The organism is Antarcticimicrobium sp., assembly GCF_029212575.1.
Lineage (GTDB): Bacteria > Pseudomonadota > Alphaproteobacteria > Rhodobacterales > Rhodobacteraceae > Antarcticimicrobium.
In genome coordinates this window covers 1-14,890 of the sequence record NZ_JARGPK010000076.1, presented here as the reverse complement: position 1 = coordinate 14,890, position 14,890 = coordinate 1, and the positions used below count along the sequence as shown (strand labels likewise).

The window sequence follows — 14,890 nt, the reverse complement described above, 5'->3', positions numbered from 1 at the left end:
CGTGCGACCGCTCGGACTGGCGCTGGGGTCGGGCGGCGCGCGCGGCTGGTGTCACATCGGCGTGTTGCGCGAGTTGGAGCGTCAGGAGGTGCAGCCCGCGATGGTGGCCGGATGCTCGATGGGCGCGCTGGTGGGCGCGGCCTGGGCGGCAGGCAGGCTCGACGCGCTGGAGGACTGGGCGCGCAGCCTGAGCAGCACCAGTTTCATGGGCATGATCGACCTGCGGCTTGACCGCAGCGGGATGATGCGCGGCGCCGCGATCATGGAGATGCTGCGCGATCTGGGCCTGCCCGAGACCATCGAGGAGTTGGAGTTTCCCTTCATCGCGGTGGCCACCGACATGCAGACCGGGCGCGAGGTCTGGCTGCGCGAGGGATCGCTGGCCGATGCGGTGCGCGCCTCGATCTCGCTGCCGGCAATCCTGCGGCCGCACCGGATCGACGGGCGCTGGCTGCTCGACGGCGGGCTGATCAACCCGGTGCCGGTCTCGGCCGCGCGGGCGCTGGGGGCGCGGCGCATTCTCTCGGTCAATCCAAACGACAAGGGCGGCGGCCCCCTGTGGGAGCCGAGCGAGGGCCGCCTCTGGTCGGCCCTGCAGGCGCCGGAACTGCTGGACAAACTGCCCGACCCGCTGCGCAAGCTGCTGCCCGAGCGGGACGCCGGCCCGGTCGATCCGACCTATTTCGACGTGGTTTCGGCCTCAATCGACGTGCTCACGGAGTTCCTGCGAAAAAGCCGCGAGGCCGCCGATCCCGCCGACCTGCCGCTGGCCGCCGACCTGACCGACATGTCGACGCTGGAGTTCTACCGCGCCGGTCACGCCATCGACGAGGGCGCGCGCATCACCTGCGCCGCTGCCGATGCCGTGGCTGGTTTGACCGCCGATTAGGCGCGGTCAGTCCATTTCGCTGGTGCTGTAATTCAGCTGTGAATAAATCGGGCAGGTGCCCAGAAGCCCCGAGGCCATAGGCAACAACCCCAGCAGAAACAGCCAGGCGAATGGCGCCGGTGCGAAAAGGCTATAGGCGATCAGCATCGCCGCCCCCAACAGGATGCGACCGATCCGGTCGATATTTCCAAGATTTCTGTTGAACATTTGCGATCCTCGCTCACCAGTTACGGATACCCCGGCGATTGGACCGCAGCGGTCTGAAGATCCGGTGAAGAGGGGGCTGCCGGAGCGAAAAAAACCGCTCCGGCGGATGCTGTGGGGTCACCGCCCCGCAACACGGTCAGTCGCGGTGGCGTTTCTCGAACCGGGGCAGCATGGCGGAAAAGTCCATGCCCTTGCCGTCCTCCTGCTCGACGAACTGCGCATAAAGCGCCTGCGCCAGCGCCCCCATCGGGGTGTCGGCGTCCACGCTCTCGGCGGCTTGCTGGCTCAGCCGCAGGTCCTTCAGCATCAGTTCGGCGGCGAAGCCGGGCTTGTACCCGTTGTCCGCCGGGCTTTGCGGGCCGACGCCGGGGGCCGGGCAATAGGCATTCATCGTCCAGCTGTAACCGGAAGAGGTCGAAACCACGTCGAACATCTTCTGCCGGTCCAGCCCCAGCTTGTCGGCCAGCGCAAAGGCCTCGCAGGTGGCGATCATGGTGGCGCCGAGGATCATGTTGTTGCAGATCTTGGCCGACTGGCCGGCGCCCGCGCCGCCGCAATGTACCGCCTTTTGTCCCATGATGTCGAACAGCGGCTTGGCCTTGGCAAATCCCGCGTCGGAGCCGCCGGCCATGAAGGTCAGTGTCCCGCCGGTGGCGCCGCCGACCCCGCCGGAGACCGGCGCATCGACCGCCAGCAGTCCCGCCGCCTCGGCCTCAGCCGCCACCGCGCGGGCACTGTCGACATCGACGGTCGAGCAATCGACAAAGGTCGCGCCCTTGTCCATCGCCGGGATGATCTCTGCCGCGACCGCGCGCAGGATCTGCCCGTTCGGCAGCATGGTGATCACCACCTCGGCGCCCTTGGCGGCCTCACCGGCCGATCCGGCCATCGTCACCCCCTCGACGGCGACATCCGCCATGTCGAAGCCTGTCACCTCATGCCCGGCCTTGGCCAGGTTCGCCGCCATCGGCGCCCCCATGTTGCCCAGCCCGATAAACCCGATCTTCATCTGTCTGTCCTCCCCTTCGAATGTCAGCGCGTTGGCTCCCAGCGGCGCGAGCATGCGCGTCACGTCCGCCCCGGGCATCTCCGCCCCGGCGTGGCGCCATTTCGGATTGCGGTCCTTGTCGATGATCTGCGCGCGGATTCCTTCGAGGAAATCGCCCTCTTCCATCGCCCGCCAGGTAAAGCGGTACTCGCGGTCCAGCGCCTGCCGGATGGTGCCGTCCCCGGCGCGCAGCCGGCGCAGCATCTCGACCGTGCAGGCCATCGACAGCGGCGAATTGCGCTCCAGCGCGGCGCGTGCCTTTTGCGCGAAATCGCTGTCCTCGCCCGCCAGCGAGCCAATGATCGCCGCCAAAGTACCACCGCCGAAACGCCGGTCGATATCGCCCTGCATCTCGCCCAGGGCCGAGGGCGGGGCGGGCAGGGCATGCGCCGCCACATGGGCCGCGTCGCCGCTGGCCTCCAGCATCTCGATCAGACCGGCCCATTGATCGCGCGGGATGAAATGATCGGCAAACCCGGCCAGGATCGCATCGCCTGCCGCCATGCGCCCCGCCGTCAGGCCGAGGTATTCGCCCAGATGCCCCGGCGCGCGGGCCAGCAGGTAACTGCCGCCCACATCCGGCACCAGCCCGATGCCGCATTCCGGCATGGCGATGCGCGAACTGTCGTCCACCACCCGGTGCGAGCCATGGCAGCCGATGCCGACACCGCCGCCCATGGTAAACCCCTGCATGAAGCTGACCACAGGCTTGGGGTATTCGGCGATATAGGCGTTGAGCCGATACTCGTCGCGCCAGAACCGGCGGCCGTATTCGAAATCGCCCCTGGTGCCGGTATCGTAAAGCTCGGCAATGTCGCCGCCGGCGCAAAACGCCTTGTCGCCCTCGGCGTCGATCACCACCAGCGCCACATCGTCGTCGTCGTGCCAGAGCCGCATCGCCGCATCGACGGCCATGCACATGTCATAGCTCAACGCGTTGAGCGCCTGCGGCCGGGTAAAAGTGATGCGCCCGGCGCGCCCGGTAACCCGGATGTCGATATCGGCCATGCCCACCCCCCTCAGCGTTCGGCCAGCAAGGTGCGGGCGACGATCATCCGCATGATCTCGTTGGTGCCCTCAAGAATCTGGTGCACCCGCAGATCGCGGACCAGCTTCTCGATGCCGTAATCGGCCAGGTAGCCATAGCCGCCGTGCAGTTGCAGGCACTGGTCGACCACCTTCGATCCCGCCTCGGTCACGAATTTCTTGGCCATGGCGCAGAACTTGGTCGCGTCCGGCGCGCCCTGGTCCAGCTTCCACGCCGCCTGCCGCAGGAATGTCCGCGCCGCCTGCAACTCGATCTCCATGTCGGCCAGCCGGAATTGCAGCGCCTGGAACTGGTCGATGCTTTTGCCGAACGCCTTGCGCTCGCCCATGTATTGCAGCGTCATGTTCAGCGCGGTCTGCGCCGCCCCGAGGCTACAGGCCGAGATGTTCAGCCGTCCGCCGTCAAGCCCCATCATCGCGTATTTGAACCCGTCGCCCTCGGCGCCGATCAGGTTGCCGGCGGGGATCTTGCAATCGTCGAACTGCACCTGCGCTGTGGGTTGGCTGCGCCAGCCCATCTTCTCCTCCAGCGCGCCGAAACTCAGCCCCGGCGTGCCGTCCTCCACATAGACGGTCGAGATGCCTCTGGGGCCCTCGGCGCCGGTGCGCACCATGCAGACATAGGCATCGGAATAGCCACCGCCGGAGATAAACGCCTTGGAGCCGTTCAGGGCGTAGCCCGCGTTGCTCTTTTCCGCCCGCGTCTTCAGCGCTGCGGCGTCCGAGCCCGAGCCTGGCTCGGTCAGGCAATAGCTCAGCACCGTGTTCAACCCGATCACGTCCGGCATGACCCGCGCCTTGAGCGCGTCATCGGCAAAGCTGTCGATCATCTTGGCGCACATGTTGTGGATCGACAAAAACGCCGCGACCGAGGGGCAGGCCATGCTCAGCGCCTCGAACACCAGCGTCGCGTCAAGCCGGCCCAGACCGGCGCCGCCACCCTCTTCCGAAACGTAGAGCCCGCCAAATCCCAGCTCGCCGACCTGCGGCCAAAGCGCCTTGGGGATGGTGCCCTGCGCCTCCCAGTCACGGGCATGCGGTGCGATCTGCTCCTGCCCGAAGGCAAAAGCCATGTCGAAGATCGCCGTCTGTTCTTCGGTGAGTGCAAAATCCATGGCACGCCTCCCCTCATACCCGGTTAATTGAACATTTGTTAAATTCTATCCCTGCAGGGCGGCCCGATCAAGCTGCATTGCTGCAAACCGGTCTTGCGTTTCTGGTTCAATCCGCGTCCCTCCCGAGGCCGCAGCCAGGCTAACCCGCAAGGCCCCCCTTACAGGTCCGCGTGAAACTCTTCGATCAGGTGGCCCACGACGGCGCGGCCGGGGTCCTCTCCCTTTGCCGTGGCCTCGGCCCAGACCCGGCGCTGGCGGGTGGCGCTGGTGCCGTGCTCTGCCAGCGGGCGCAGCGCGGCGATTTCCTGCAACGTGCCCAGGGCCTCGGCATCCTCGGCCAGCAGCCCGGTCAGCTCGTCGGTCAGTTGCACCATCGGCTTGATCCGCCGCTCTCCGAAATCGATCAGCCCCTCTCCCACGCCGTAGCGTTGCGCGCGCCAGCGGTTCTCGGCGATCAGGAAACGGTCGTATTCGCGCCAGCGCAGGTTGCGTTCGCGCAGCCGCATCAGCATGCGGGTGATCGCCTGTATCAGCGCCGCCAGCGACAGCGCGTGTTCCAGCCGGGGCGAGACATCCATGATCCGCGTCTCCAGCGTCGGAAAGGCATGCGAGGGGCGCAGGTCCCACCAGATCTTGCTGGTATCCTCGATCACCCCCAGCTCGATCAGCGCGCCGGTGGTCCGCTCGTACTCGGCCCAGCTCGAAAACGCCGGCGGCAACCCGGTGCGCGGCAGGTTGTCGAACACCGTCAGCCGGTATGAGGCCAGCCCGCTATCCTCGCCCTGCCAGAACGGCGAGGAGGTAGAGAGCGCCAGCAGGTGCGGCAGGAAATAGCACATCTGCGGCATCAGGTCGGTACGCAGCGACGGGTCCTCGATGCCCACATGCACATGCATGCCGCAGATCAGCATGCGCCGGGCCACCCCGCCCAGATCGTTCTGCAGGCTGTCATAGCGTTGCTTGCGGGTATGATGCTGATCCTTCCAGTCGGCAGAGGGGTGGCAACTCACCGCGATCGGGGTCAGCCCGTGTTCGGCGGCCCGTTTCGACACCACTGCGCGCAGCCGCTTCAGATCCTCGCGGGCCTCGGCGATACTGGCGCAGACCCGGGTGCCCACCTCGATCTGGCATTGCAGGAACTCCGGGCTGACCTGGTCGCCCAGGTCGCCCTTGCAGGCCTCCATCAGCGCCTCGGGCGCCTCGGCCAACCGCAGCGAGTCGCGGTCGACCAGCAGGTATTCCTCTTCGATCCCGAGGGTGAAGTCGCTTTGCATTTGCGGTCTCCGGACAGGGGCGTTCGGGCCAGTCAAACGCGGCACAGAGCCAATGCCAAGCGAAAACGCCCCGGCTGCGGCGATCGGCGGTTGCGCCGACGCAGGGCAGGGCGGTATGCAGACCGCCGCAGCCAGACGGAGCGCGCGCCATGCCCAAGCCCCCCTTGCCGGACCTCGACACGATGATTGCCGGTCTCGACCCGGCGCAACGGCGGCGGCTGGCGCGCAGCCTGGGCGAACAGGCGCAGGAGCGCGCGCGGCTGGAGGCCTTCGAGGCCGCCGGCGGGCTGGAGCGGCCGACCTACGCGCTGTCGCCGGGGATGGAGGGGTTTGACATCGCCCCGCTTGTCGAGGGCTACCGCACCCATGCCGGCGAACTCGCCCGGCTTGCCGATCCCGCCGGCAGCGCCAGCGGCTATGTTCCGGGTAACGGCTATTTCGAGACCCCGGACGCCGAGGCGCTCTATCTGATGGTGCGCCGTTTCGCCCCCCGGCGGGTGATCGAGGTGGGCTGCGGCAATTCCACCCGCGTGACCCGGCAGGCGATCATGGACGGCGGACTGGACACCACCCTGACAGCCATCGACCCCTGGCCGCGCGCCGATATCGCCGAGGTGGTGGATCGTTTCGAACAGGCCGCACTCGAAACCGTCGATCCGGCGATCTTCGCCACGCTTGAGGCGGGCGACATCCTGTTCATCGATTCCAGCCACCAGTTGCGGATGAGCAACGATGTCGCGCAGCTGTTCTGCCGGATCATACCGCACCTGGCGCCGGGCGTGGTGATCCACGTCCACGACGTGTTCCTGCCCTTCGAATACCCGGCGCGGTTCTTCCACGACTGCCCGTCCTGGGGCGAGCAATATATGCTGCACGCACTCATGCAGGGCGGCGGATACGAGATCCTCTGGCCCGGCTACCTGCTGCAGCGCGACCGCCCTGACGCGGTGGCGGCGCTGCCGTTCCTGGCGCGGGGCCGGGCACAGAGCTTCTGGATGCGTAAAAGATAAGGGCGGCCCGACCGGACCGCCCGTCTTGTACGAAACAGGGCCGAAACTCCCCGATTCAGAGCAGCCGCACCTGCGTGCCGATCTGCACCAGCGGGTAAAGTTCCTCGACGTGCTGGTTGTAGAGCCCGATGCACCCCGACGAGCTTTGGCGCCCGATCTTGCGGGTGTCGTGGGTGCCGTGAACAAGGTAGGCCGGCCAGTCCAGGTACATCGCCCGGGTGCCCAGCGGGTTGCCTGGTCCGCCCGGAAGGAAAGCGGGCAGCGAAGGATCGCGTTCGCGCATCGAAGCGGTCGGAGTCCAGCGCGGATTCTCGGCCTTGCGCACCACCCTGGTATAGCCGCGCTTGGTCAGTTCCTCGCTCAGCGGCACCGAGGAGGGGAACAGGCGATAGGTGTCGCCGTCCGGCCCCCAGTAGTGCACCGCGCGGCTGGAAATGTCTGCCAGCAGGCAGCCCTTGCCCAGTTCGTCGAAATGGTCCTGCCAGTGTTGCTGGCTGAACGACGAGATGTTGCGCCGCACCGGGAACTGATCGCTGATCGGCTGTTCCTCCTGCGGAAAAGCATCGGTGGATTGCGCCCGAAGCAGGGTAGGGGTGGCCAGGGCTGCCACGGCGCCAAGCAGCGCGCTGCGGCGGGTGAGATGGGTTTCGGTCATGTGCTCGGACCTCTGAAGAGAAAATCTGACTGTTGAATACGTAAGTCGAACGGGCAAATCCAGTGGTCACCCGGCCCGACGCGCCCGCCTCACGCGATTGTTAGAGAAAGCGTGGGAAAGCGCCATGTTTTCAGCCGAATAGCCCGGTGCTTGCGGTCAGGCGTCTTTGGCGATGGTCCAGAGCTCGTCAAGTTCATGCTCGGGCTGTCCCAGAAGCTCCAGCGCCAGCGCCTCGTCGTCCTGAACGAGGGCGACCACCGAATCAAAGGGTTCCCACGACCGCAGGATAAGACGGGCCAGATCCTTGGCCAGTTTGTGTGGTGCGACATAGACCATCAACGTCTCGGCGCCCTCGTTGCCGAAGACGTCGGCCTTCTGCGCCTGCACTTCCATCATCTTGACGAAGTCCGCCTCGTATCCGGTTACGCCGGAAAGATCGACCAGCTGTTTCTGCCCGGGGTGGCAATCGGGGTGTCGCGCGTATTCGGCAAATGCCTTCTTGGTGTCGTCCAGCCGCAGGACCCCGGCGTAGCGGACAACAACCAGTCCGCGGTCAGGGAAGATGCGAAAGGATACCGACATGTTTTCTCCTCGGGGCTTTGGCCGTTGGCGACTGTTTCACCGTTGAAAACACGGTGCAGCCAGGAGGTCAATCCGCGCGCTTTGTCTTAAGTCAATCCTGGCGGAATTCGGCAACTATGCCGCCCGTGATGCGGGCATCACGGGGGCATTGAGGCGGGATTGAAACATTCCAGTGCTGGAAGGTTTGATTCAGGTCAATTTCCTTGCCGGATTTGCGGCCTAGGGTCGCGCCAATTGCCCAAAGGAGAATGCAATGAATCTAAAGACCTTATCCCTGGTTCTCGCCTTTACGATTGCCCTTTTCACCGCGGTCGGCACCGACATGGCCCGCGCCGATGAGGGCACCAAGCGCGGCCTGTTCGTCAACCTGACCACCGACGACACATGGGCGGCGGCCAAGGCGATCCTGTTCGCGCATCAGAAATCGCTGAAGAACGGCCACGACACCGCGATCTGGCTGAACGTCCGGGCGGTCTATCTGGCCGACAAGAAGCGCGCGAGCCATGTTCACGGTCTGATGGCGCAGAGCGGGACCTCGATTCAGGACATGCTGACCGCCTTCATGGCCGACGGTGGAACCGTGATCATGTGCGGCGCCTGCTCAAAGGCGGCCGGGCTGACCAAGGCGGATTATATCGACGGTGTCGAGATGGGAACCTGGCCGGTGGTGGAAAGCTGGCTGTTCCGCGACGGGATGCAGACGCTGGCGTGGTGACGGTCAGCGCGCTGGTCTGACGCAAACGCAAAAGCCCCGGCCGATTGGCCGGGGCTTTCTTTTTCGTACCGGATGGTTAGTCCATCGCCTTGAAGTGGAATTCGCCGCCCTCTTTGAGGCCCGAAGGCCAGCGAGAGGTGACGGTCTTGGTCCGCGTGTAGAATTTGAACGCGTCCGGCCCGTGCTGGTTCAGATCGCCAAAGGCCGATTTCTTCCAGCCACCGAAGGTGTGATAGGCCAGCGGCACCGGGATCGGCACGTTGATGCCGATCATGCCGACATTGACCCGGCTGGCGAAATCGCGCGCGGTGTCGCCGTCGCGGGTAAAGATCGCGGTGCCGTTGCCCATCTCGTGATCCATCGCCAGTTTCAGCGCCTCGTCATAGCTCTGGGCGCGCACGGTGGAGAGCACCGGACCGAAGATCTCCTGCTTGTAGATGTCCATGTCCGGGGTCACCTTGTCGAACAGGTGCGGACCGACGAAGAAGCCGTCCTCGTACCCCTGCAGCGAGAACCCGCGACCATCGACCACCAGTTCGGCGCCCTGATCGACACCCGATTGCACCAGCCCGAGGATCTTTTCCTTGGCGGCAGAGGTCACGACAGGGCCGTAGTCGACGTCATCGCCGGCGGTGTAGGGGCCGACCTTCAGCTTTTCGATGCGCGGCACCAGCTTTTCGATCAGCTTGTCTGCGGTCTCGTCGCCGACCGGCACCGCAACCGAGATCGCCATGCAGCGTTCGCCCGCCGCACCGTAACCGGCACCGACCAGCGCGTCGGCGGCCTGGTCCATGTCGGCGTCGGGCATCACGATCATGTGGTTCTTGGCGCCGCCAAAGCACTGCACCCGCTTGCCGTTGGAACAGCCGCGGCCATAGATGTATTCCGCGATCGGGGTCGAGCCGACAAAGCCGATCGACTGGATGGTCGGGTGGTCGAGGATGGCGTCCACCGCTTCCTTGTCGCCGTTGACGACCTGCAGGATGCCCTTGGGCAGCCCGGCCTCTTCGAACAGTTCGGCCAGCATCAGCGGAACCGAGGGATCGCGCTCGGACGGTTTCAGAATGAAGGCGTTGCCGCAGGCGATTGCCGGGGCGAACATCCACATCGGGATCATGGCGGGGAAGTTGAACGGGGTGATCCCGGCGCTCACACCCAGCGCCTGACGCATGGAATAGATGTCGATGCCGGGGCCGGCGCCATCGGTGAATTCACCCTTCAGCAGCTGCGGCGCGCCGATGCAGTATTCCACCACTTCCAGCCCGCGCTGCACGTCGCCCTTGGCGTCGGGAAAGGTCTTGCCATGCTCGCGGCTCAGGGCCTCGGCCAGTTTGTCCATGTCGCGGTTCAGCAGATCGACGAATTTCATCAGCACGCGGGCGCGGCGCTGCGGGTTGACCGCGGCCCAGCCCGGTTGCGCATCGGCGGCGACGTCGACGGCCATCGCCATTTCCGCGACGCTGGCCAGCGGCACCTTGGCCTGAACCTCGCCGGTGGCGGGGTTGTAGATATCGGCAAAGCGGCCAGACTGCCCCTTTACGTGGCTGCCGTTGATATAGTGGGTCAGTTCCTGCATCGGAATACTCCTCCAGTCATTCGGCGGCAGGATAGGCTTGCGCAAATCCCTTGAACAGGGGCAAGATTTCAAAAACGCTTTGCATTTTCGCAGGAGTGGGATGGAACCGCATTGGGATGACATGAAGGTGTTCCTCGCTGTCGCGCGGGAAGAAAGCCTGTCCGGCGCGGGGCGGGTGCTCAAGCTCGACCCGGCCACGGTGGGCCGGCGTATCGCGCGGCTGGAACAGGCGCTGGGGGCGGCGGTCTTCGTGAAATCGCCCCAGGGCTACGCGCTGAGCGCGGCAGGCGAGCGTCTTTTGATCCATGGCGAGGCGGCTGAGGTCGCGATGCGCGCGGCGGGCGAGGCGCTGACCGGGCCGAGCGACCGGCTGTCGGGGCAGATCCGGATCGGCGCGCCCGACGGCTGCGCCAATTACCTGCTGCCGCAGATCTGCGCCCGGATCGGGGACGAGAACCCGGACCTCGACATCCAGATCGTCGCGCTGCCCCGGGTGGTGAACCTGTCGCGTCGCGAGGCGGACATGGCGATCACCGTCAGCCCGCCCTCGGCCGGGCGGCTGCTGGTTCAGAAGATCACCGATTACCACCTGCATCTGGTGGCCTCGCTGGCGTTCCTGCGCGAGGCCCCGGCGCTTGAGAGCCTGCAGGACCTTCAGCGGGTCCGGATGGTGGGCTATGTCCCCGAGATGATCTTCGACGAGGAGTTGGACTATCTCGGTGCGCTGGGGATTCAGCGGGTGCCGCTGGCCTCGAACTCGGTCTCGGTTCAACTGCGGCTGCTGGCGCAGGGCACCGGGGTCGGGGTGGCGCATGATTTCTGCCTTCCTTCGCATGACACCCTGCGCAAGGTTCTCACCGATCAGGTCAGCCTGACCCGCAGCTTTTACTTGGTGCGGTATCACGGGGCACAACGCAGCGCGCGCCTGACCCGCTTTGCCGAGGCGCTTTGCGATGGGGTCCGGGCCGAGGTGGCGCGGCTCGAAAGCCTGACTTGACTTGAACGGTTATTGCGGCAACGCTTTATGGAACGACAGAAAATTGCGGAGGTCCACAGAATGCTGGTTCAATCGATTCTCAAGTCCAAAGCAACCGCAGGGGTCGTGACCATCCGCCCCGACGCAAAGGTATCGGAGGCGGCCAAGATCCTGGCGGAAAAGCGGATCGGTTCGCTTGTTGTGTCCGAGGACGGCTTCGAGGCGCAGGGCATTCTGTCGGAGCGCGATATCGTGCGCGAACTGGCCCGCGTCGGCAGCGGCTGCCTGGAAAAGAGCGTTGAGCATTACATGACGCGCGACCTGGTCACCTGCACCAGCCAGTCGAGCGTGAAAGACGTGCTGACGCAGATGACCGAGGGGCGGTTCCGCCACGTGCCCGTGGTCGAAGAGGGCAAACTGGCGGGCATCGTGACCATCGGCGACCTGGTCAAGGCACAGTTGACCGAGCTTGCGATGGAGAAGGATGCGCTCGAAGGCATGATCATGGGGCATTGAACCGGGTAATTTTCTTGCCCGATCGGTTGCGCGGACTTGCAAATCCTTTCCCCGTCGTGTTGCTTGCCCCGAAGGAGCAAACAGGCAGGAGGATGCCATGCGCGTAGCGCTCTATCCGGGAACATTCGACCCGATCACCCTGGGTCATATCGACATCATCAGCCGGGCGGCGGCGCTGGTCGACAAGCTGGTGATAGGGGTCGCCATCAACCGCGACAAGGGCCCGCTGTTTTCGCTGGAAGAGCGCGTGGCGATGATCGAGGCGGAATGTGCCGAGTTGTCGAAGCGAACCGGCACCGAGATCGTCGCGCATCCGTTCGAGAACCTGCTGATCGACTGCGCCCATGATGTTGGCGCCCAGATCATTATCCGGGGCCTGCGCGCGGTGGCGGATTTCGAGTATGAATTCCAGATGGTCGGTATGAACAGGTCGTTGGATTCCAGCGTCGAAACCGTGTTCCTCATGGCCGATGCGCGGCGCCAGGCGATTGCCAGCAAGCTGGTCAAGGAGATCGCCCGGCTGGGCGGGGACGTATCGAAGTTCGTCACCCCGCTGGTGAACGACGCGCTGAAGGAGCGGCTTGGCGTCGCCTAGAGCCGTGACTGGCGGGGCAGGGGCCAGACAGCCCCCTGCCTAGCGCCAGAACGCCATCCACTCGGTCAGTTCGAACAGCTTCTTGGCGAGAAAGATCATGTGCCCGCTCCCGAACAGGGCGAGATCGATGACGAGGGCGGACAGGATCATCAGACCCAAGGCCAAGGCAAGTCTGTCGGTCATGGACGATCCGTCAAAGACAAGAACACCCGGTCAGGTATGCCCGACCGGGTGCTTTGAGACAAGGGCCTGGGCGGGTGCGGTCCGCGCTCAGCCCCGCTGACCCATTGCGACGGCCACGTCGGCCATGCGCACCGAGAAGCCCCATTCGTTGTCGTACCAGCTCAGCACCCGGACCATGCGGCCCCCGACCACGCGGGTCTGATCGGGCGCGAAGATCGAGCTTTCCGAACTGTGGTTGAAATCGGTCGAAACCAGCGGCGCCGGCTCATAGCCCAGCACGCCCTTCATCGGGCCATTGGCGGCGGCCTGCGCAATGGCATTGATCTCCTCGGCGGTCACATCGCGGCCGGCGAGGAAGGTCAGATCGACCGCCGAGACATTCGGCACCGGCACCCGCAGGGCGGAGCCGTCGAGCCTGCCCTTGAGGTTCGGCAGAACCTCGCCCAGGGCCTTGGCGGCGCCGGTGGAGGTGGGGATGATCGACATGGCGGCGGCGCGGGCGCGATAGAGATCCTTGTGCCGGCGGTCCAGCGTAGGCTGGTCGCCGGTGTAGGCGTGGATCGTCGTCATGATGCCGTGTTCGATGCCCACGCCTTCGTCCAGAACCTTGGCCAGCGGCGCCAGGCAGTTGGTGGTGCAGGACCCGTTCGACACCATCGTGTCGTTCGCGGTCAGCGTGTCGTCGTTGACGCCAAACACGATGGTCTTGTCGACGTTCTTGCCGGGGGCAGAGAGCAGCACCTTCTTGGCGCCGCGCTCCAGGTGGGCCTTGGCCTTTTCGCCGTCGTTGAACTTGCCGGTGCATTCCAGCACAACGTCGCAGCCGTCCCAGTCCAGCTCGCCCATGTCATAGGTCGAGAACATCTGCATGTCGCCGCGGCCCAGGTTCAGAGTGCCGTCGCCGATGGTGACCTCGCCCGGGAACCGGCCATGCACGCTGTCGTACTTGATCAGATGCGCCGCGGTCTCGAGCGGGCCGGTGGCGTTCACCTTGATCACCTCGATATCGTCGCGCCCGGAGGCGGCGATATGCGCCAGCGTACAACGGCCGATGCGGCCGAATCCGTTGATCCCGACTTTGATGGTCATGACAAACTCCACTTAAATACCCGACGGTGCTATAGCCGCAGGCGAGGGGGGCAAAAAGGGGAAAACAACGCCTCTCCAGGTGTTTGCGCAAACGTCGAAGCGGAACTCACCTTTTCCCGGTGTCGCGGGCGGGTCGTCTTGCCCGGTCGGGGTTTGGGCTTGTCCGCCGGGGCCCTTGGGCTAGGGTGGGGCGGAACGAAAACCGGGGGTGTTGATGAGCGGGCTACTTGCATTGCTGGACGATGTGGCCGGGCTGGCCAAGGTGGCGGCGGCCTCGGTCGATGACGTGGCGGCCTATGCCGGCAAGGCGGGTGCCAAGGCGGCGGGCGCCGTGATCGACGACGCGGCGGTGACGCCGAAGTATGTGCATGGGTTCGAGGCCAACCGCGAGTTGCCGATCATCTGGCGCATCACCAAAGGATCGCTGCGCAACAAGCTGGTGTTCCTGCTGCCCGCTGCCCTGCTGCTGTCGAGCTTCGCGCCCTGGTTGATCGCGCCGCTGCTGATGCTGGGTGGGGCCTACCTGTGTTTCGAGGGGGCCGAGAAGATCGCGCATGTGATCCGGCCCCATGCCGCCCACCCGGTAAGCGTTGACGAGATCCCCGACGATCCCGCCCACCTTGAAGAACAGAAGGCGGCGGGCGCGATCAAGACCGATTTCATCCTCTCGGCCGAGATCATGACCATCGCGCTCTCGGAAATCCCGAAAGCCGGGCTGGCGATTGAGGCGGCGACCCTGGCTGTGGTCGCGGTGGGGATCACGGTGGTGGTCTATGGCGCGGTGGCGCTGATCGTGAAGGCCGACGACGTCGGGCTGCACATGGCCGGGACCGGGCGGCTGGGGCTGACCCGCGCGCTGGGGCGCGGGTTGGTGCGTGGCATGCCCGGGTTCATGAAACTTCTGACCACGGTGGGCACGGCGGCGATGCTATGGGTCGGCGGCTCGATCATCGTGCACGGGCTGGGCGAGATGGGCTGGCATGTCCCCGAGGAGGCAATCCACCATGTCGCCGTAACGGCCGGCCATGCGCTTCCGCAGGCGATGGCGGCGGTGGAATGGACCGTGACCGCCGCGCTGGACGGGGTGCTGGGGTTGGTGCTGGGGCTGATCCTGCTGCCAGTGGGCACAGGGATCATCGCGCCGCTGTTGCGGGCAGTCGGCGGCGGCAAAGCGGACCACTGACAAAAAACGCCCCGCGAAATCTCGCGGGGCGTTGGTTTTCCGTCGCAGAGACCGCGTTCAGCGGTTCTCGATATCCACGTAGTCGCGCGGCGTTTCGCCGAGGTAGAGCTGGCGCGGACGGCCAATCTTGTGCGCCGGATCGGCCAGCTGTTCCTTCCACTGGCTGACCCAGCCGACGGTGCGGCTGAGCGCGAAGATCGGGGTGAACATCGAGGTCGGGAAGCCCATCG

At 65.4% G+C, this 14,890-nt stretch carries 17 protein-coding genes and 1 pseudogene; 7 read left to right on the top strand and 11 right to left on the bottom strand.

Going from position 1 to position 14,890, the window contains the following annotated elements:
• Position 1: 1 nt before the first annotated feature.
• On the top strand, positions 2-889 hold the full coding sequence (locus P1U75_RS16645; protein ID WP_300245233.1) for a patatin-like phospholipase family protein: 888 nt from the start codon (positions 2-4) through the stop codon (positions 887-889).
• A 6-nt stretch (positions 890-895) separates the two neighbouring features.
• On the opposite strand, the gene P1U75_RS16640 is transcribed toward P1U75_RS16645, so the two are convergent.
• The 5 genes and pseudogenes from P1U75_RS16640 to P1U75_RS16625 form a co-directional block, all read right to left on the bottom strand.
• Positions 896-1,096 carry a DUF2892 domain-containing protein gene (locus P1U75_RS16640; protein ID WP_300245232.1) on the bottom strand — a complete coding sequence of 67 codons (201 nt, stop codon included), beginning with the start codon at positions 1,094-1,096 and terminating at the stop codon, positions 896-898.
• A 136-nt stretch (positions 1,097-1,232) separates the two neighbouring features.
• Positions 1,233-2,105 (bottom strand): 3-hydroxyisobutyrate dehydrogenase, encoded by an 873-nt coding sequence (gene mmsB / locus P1U75_RS20630; RefSeq protein ID WP_366915060.1) that lies wholly within the window; start codon positions 2,103-2,105, stop codon positions 1,233-1,235.
• Positions 2,106-2,141: 36 nt separating this feature from the next.
• Positions 2,142-3,152: pseudogene (locus tag P1U75_RS20625) on the bottom strand (enoyl-CoA hydratase/isomerase family protein); the annotation flags it as partial.
• 11 nt (positions 3,153-3,163) lie between these two features.
• Complete coding sequence (locus P1U75_RS16630) at positions 3,164-4,306, bottom strand: acyl-CoA dehydrogenase family protein (protein ID WP_300245230.1); 1,143 nt, start codon at positions 4,304-4,306, stop codon at positions 3,164-3,166.
• 158 nt (positions 4,307-4,464) lie between these two features.
• The gene (locus P1U75_RS16625; RefSeq protein WP_300245229.1) at positions 4,465-5,580 is read right to left on the bottom strand and encodes a carboxylate-amine ligase; all 1,116 of its coding nucleotides are present in this window, start codon (positions 5,578-5,580) and stop codon (positions 4,465-4,467) included.
• A gap of 149 nt (positions 5,581-5,729) precedes the next feature.
• Here P1U75_RS16625 and P1U75_RS16620 point away from each other — a divergent pair, with 149 nt between their 5' ends.
• The gene (locus P1U75_RS16620; protein WP_300245227.1) at positions 5,730-6,590 is read left to right on the top strand and encodes a class I SAM-dependent methyltransferase; all 861 of its coding nucleotides are present in this window, start codon (positions 5,730-5,732) and stop codon (positions 6,588-6,590) included.
• A 55-nt stretch (positions 6,591-6,645) separates the two neighbouring features.
• Here the strand turns inward: P1U75_RS16620 and P1U75_RS16615 are convergent, their stop codons facing one another.
• Both P1U75_RS16615 and P1U75_RS16610 read right to left on the bottom strand, forming a co-directional pair.
• The gene (locus P1U75_RS16615) at positions 6,646-7,245 is read right to left on the bottom strand and encodes a L,D-transpeptidase (protein WP_300245225.1); all 600 of its coding nucleotides are present in this window, start codon (positions 7,243-7,245) and stop codon (positions 6,646-6,648) included.
• Positions 7,246-7,401: 156 nt separating this feature from the next.
• On the bottom strand, positions 7,402-7,827 hold the full coding sequence (locus tag P1U75_RS16610) for a hypothetical protein (protein WP_300245224.1): 426 nt from the start codon (positions 7,825-7,827) through the stop codon (positions 7,402-7,404).
• Between the two features lie 253 nt (positions 7,828-8,080).
• On the opposite strand from P1U75_RS16610, the gene P1U75_RS16605 reads away from it, so the two are divergent.
• A complete protein-coding gene (locus P1U75_RS16605; protein WP_300245223.1) occupies positions 8,081-8,542 on the top strand; it encodes a DsrE family protein in 462 nt (153 codons plus the stop codon).
• Positions 8,543-8,618: 76 nt separating this feature from the next.
• On the opposite strand, the gene P1U75_RS16600 is transcribed toward P1U75_RS16605, so the two are convergent.
• Positions 8,619-10,118 carry a CoA-acylating methylmalonate-semialdehyde dehydrogenase gene (locus P1U75_RS16600; RefSeq protein WP_300245222.1) on the bottom strand — a complete coding sequence of 500 codons (1,500 nt, stop codon included), beginning with the start codon at positions 10,116-10,118 and terminating at the stop codon, positions 8,619-8,621.
• 100 nt (positions 10,119-10,218) lie between these two features.
• Between P1U75_RS16600 and P1U75_RS16595 the strand changes: the two genes are divergently transcribed.
• From P1U75_RS16595 to coaD, 3 genes are all read left to right on the top strand, one after another.
• Positions 10,219-11,115, top strand: coding sequence for a LysR family transcriptional regulator (locus tag P1U75_RS16595; RefSeq protein WP_300245221.1), 897 nt, complete (start codon positions 10,219-10,221; stop codon positions 11,113-11,115).
• A 60-nt stretch (positions 11,116-11,175) separates the two neighbouring features.
• Positions 11,176-11,610, top strand: a complete 435-nt coding sequence (locus tag P1U75_RS16590; RefSeq protein WP_300245220.1) for a CBS domain-containing protein — start codon at positions 11,176-11,178, stop codon at positions 11,608-11,610.
• Positions 11,611-11,707: 97 nt separating this feature from the next.
• Positions 11,708-12,205, top strand: a complete 498-nt coding sequence (gene coaD, locus P1U75_RS16585) for a pantetheine-phosphate adenylyltransferase (protein ID WP_300245218.1) — start codon at positions 11,708-11,710, stop codon at positions 12,203-12,205.
• A gap of 39 nt (positions 12,206-12,244) precedes the next feature.
• On the opposite strand, the gene P1U75_RS16580 is transcribed toward coaD, so the two are convergent.
• Positions 12,245-12,388, bottom strand: a complete 144-nt coding sequence (locus P1U75_RS16580; protein WP_300245217.1) for a hypothetical protein — start codon at positions 12,386-12,388, stop codon at positions 12,245-12,247.
• 87 nt (positions 12,389-12,475) lie between these two features.
• Complete coding sequence (gene gap, locus P1U75_RS16575; RefSeq protein ID WP_300245216.1) at positions 12,476-13,477, bottom strand: type I glyceraldehyde-3-phosphate dehydrogenase; 1,002 nt, start codon at positions 13,475-13,477, stop codon at positions 12,476-12,478.
• A 214-nt stretch (positions 13,478-13,691) separates the two neighbouring features.
• Here gap and P1U75_RS16570 point away from each other — a divergent pair, with 214 nt between their 5' ends.
• The gene (locus tag P1U75_RS16570; protein ID WP_300245215.1) at positions 13,692-14,660 is read left to right on the top strand and encodes a DUF808 domain-containing protein; all 969 of its coding nucleotides are present in this window, start codon (positions 13,692-13,694) and stop codon (positions 14,658-14,660) included.
• Positions 14,661-14,717: 57 nt separating this feature from the next.
• On the opposite strand, the gene P1U75_RS16565 is transcribed toward P1U75_RS16570, so the two are convergent.
• A partial coding sequence (locus tag P1U75_RS16565) for a citrate/2-methylcitrate synthase (RefSeq protein ID WP_300245251.1) occupies positions 14,718-14,890 on the bottom strand: 173 nt, incomplete at its 5' end.